Source organism: Acinetobacter sp. YH12227 (genome assembly GCF_013417785.1).
GTDB lineage: Bacteria > Pseudomonadota > Gammaproteobacteria > Pseudomonadales > Moraxellaceae > Acinetobacter > Acinetobacter gandensis.
Window position 1 is genome coordinate 1 of the sequence record NZ_VPDH01000156.1, and the last position, 2,069, is coordinate 2,069.

At 37.7% G+C, this 2,069-nt stretch carries 1 protein-coding gene and 1 pseudogene; one reads left to right on the forward strand and one right to left on the reverse strand.

Annotated features, from left to right (window positions below):
- Positions 1-117: 117 nt before the first annotated feature.
- Positions 118-1,179, reverse strand: a pseudogene (locus FTV09_RS17535) (oxygenase MpaB family protein); the annotation flags it as partial.
- A 95-nt stretch (positions 1,180-1,274) separates the two neighbouring features.
- Between FTV09_RS17535 and FTV09_RS17540 the strand changes: the two are divergent.
- Positions 1,275-1,883: a TetR/AcrR family transcriptional regulator gene (locus FTV09_RS17540; RefSeq protein ID WP_067762714.1), complete on the forward strand. Its 609-nt coding sequence runs from the start codon at positions 1,275-1,277 to the stop codon at positions 1,881-1,883.
- Positions 1,884-2,069 lie beyond the last annotated feature (186 nt).

The following is a 2,069-nucleotide window of genomic DNA, read 5'->3' on the forward strand; positions in this document are numbered from 1 at the left end:
AGGAGTAATTAGGGGAAAATTGTAGACTTACTCTTTCGGACAAACTTAGAAGTTTTAGGTAGAACACAAGCTCTACAATTTTCATATAGTGATAGCTAATCACTATACAAACTAAGATACAAGGTAGTACGCAAACCAAGCTGCGGACTGAGGTTTGAGTCCGAGTTTGTGCATACGTTTCTTGCCAATAAAAAACTGTGTCAGTTCTAAATGCTGTCGATACGCAAGTTTTTGTTGAATCGGACGTAAATATTTATACTGCCGTTCAAAAGGTTCTTTGGATAAACTCGCCCCGAGCGCTACGCTACTTGCATCTGATTTCGGATGGACAAATTGCATCCAATATAAAAGTTTCCAACCTTCAGATTCTTTTTCAATTAACCACTTTTCATCGATTCCCATCAGCCAACCAACGTAGCGCCAAAAATGTAGAAAATCTTCAGATTCCTGCTTTGATGGAAAAATCCCTAAAGCGCGGATGCCTAGTAACACGACACTGCTGAAAGCAAGGTTGGTCATGGCAAGATCGAATTGATTAATTGGCGTGCCCCACGTTGTATTGTCCCAACTTTTGCCCTTTTGTAGTTGATAACGAACCAAAGCGTGAATAAACCTCACATAGATAGTCGAAGTAAACCCAGCATTAAAACGATTTAAGCCATTCGGTTCCGTAATATCAATCCACCATTTAGTCGTTTCAGCCAAACGTGTGCCGGCTTGTTTATTTAAAGCCCCAGTCATCATTAATGGTTGGTTAAAACCTGGATAGAGATAACCAGCCATTAAGGATAAATCCCTTAAAATAAACCCATTGTTAATACCTAAGCGGTGAGTAAACTGCAAAGCATGTTCAATTTTAGTGTGTTCCAACCAATTGGGAATCTGTTGGATATGCTGAAAAAATACTTCCAGTTCGGGAATGGTGTGGGGGAGTTGATCGATCCCTTTAAATAGGGCAGTTTCAAAATATTCACGATGCAGCTTCGGATTTTTCATCATCCATGTGATGATTTTTTCCATTTCAGTGTCACCGGTTTGCAGTGCTTTGTTTAGAGACAGGTATTCTGCATAACTGGGTTGAGTCGAGCCCTTGGTTAAATGTGTAAGGGCAAAGCTCAGAATGTTACTTTGCTGGGTAGAGCTAAACGGCGCAAGTCTGGAATGAAAGAATGTAGACATTGTTAATACTTCAATGTTGTTGTTTAATTCAACACTAATACGAATATTTATTCGCGTTCAATTCGTATAATTAAAATGATTATTGGATGTAGTGCATGAGAAAAAGACCCCAGCAGCAGCGTGCACGTCTCATTGTAGAAAGTATTTTGGAGGCGGCGCAGTGGTGTATCGCAGAATATGGCTTGCTAGAATTGACGACACCGAAAATTGCCGATAAATCTGGTGTAAGTGTAGGTTCGATTTATCAATACTTTGAAAATAAAGAGCAAATAGTCGAAGAACTCTTATTACGTAAATCAGAACAATTGGGGTTGGCCTTAAAACAAACGATTGTAGAGCAAGAGCATCAGACCATCTACGAAGTTATTCCACTGAGTATTCAATTTGGTTTTGATATGTTGAAAGCTGATCGTGGTTTCTTTATCGAGATTTTAAAACACTGGCATCAATACAGTCGTTCAGATGCCTCTCAGGTTTTGGAAAAACATTTTTTTGAAGTTGGCATGTATTTATTTAACCGTTACTACCAACATTGGAGCTTTGAAACACTGAAAAATCGCTCATTTGTGATCATTAACAGTACTTTATTTACCATGATGCGCTATGTGAGTAATAACGACTTTTTAATTACTGAACAACAGCTTAAGAGAGAGTTGTCCAATATGATTTTGGCTTATTTAGAGTTTAAAGATGAAGTGAACTAAAATGAAAAATCTTGCTGAACCACATAGATAAAGCTTAACAATAAATTCAATTACTCAATAAGGTGGTGTTTCAAAAAGTATGCTGAAAAAAAGCAGGTTGAATTTTGATAAAATAGAGAAATGCAAATAACTCTAGAAATCAAATGTCCAACCTGCCTCAGTGACAGTATAAAGAAAAATGGCATC